General features: G+C 67.6%; 1 protein-coding gene. It reads right to left on the reverse strand.

All coding sequences use genetic code 11. From position 1 onward, the window contains the following. Nucleotides 1-281: UbiA family prenyltransferase (locus EN862_RS35885; protein WP_245519836.1), on the reverse strand; the 281-nt coding region annotated here is incomplete at both ends.

Consider the following 281-nt stretch of genomic DNA (forward strand, 5'->3'; position numbering starts at 1 on the left):
GTGGCGCGCTTCTACACCGCCGACGGCACGGCCGGCTTCGCCTTCGGCCAAAGATCTGCCGGCGGGTCGAGGCATGGCCGGCGACGTTCGGCATCATCGGGATGCCGGCGCGGGCGTAGTCGTCGGACTTGAACAGCGCCAGCGCCCAGAAATGCGGCGGCGTCCACAGGAAGATGATCAGGAACAGCAGGCTCTCTTCGCGTGCCGAGTACAGCCGAGCTTTGTTCGCGTCAGCGGTCTCGCGATTGTGCGGCTGGAAACCGCCCGGACACCCCGCTGCC

Source organism: Mesorhizobium sp. M2E.F.Ca.ET.219.01.1.1 (genome assembly GCF_004016445.2).
Lineage (GTDB): Bacteria > Pseudomonadota > Alphaproteobacteria > Rhizobiales > Rhizobiaceae > Mesorhizobium.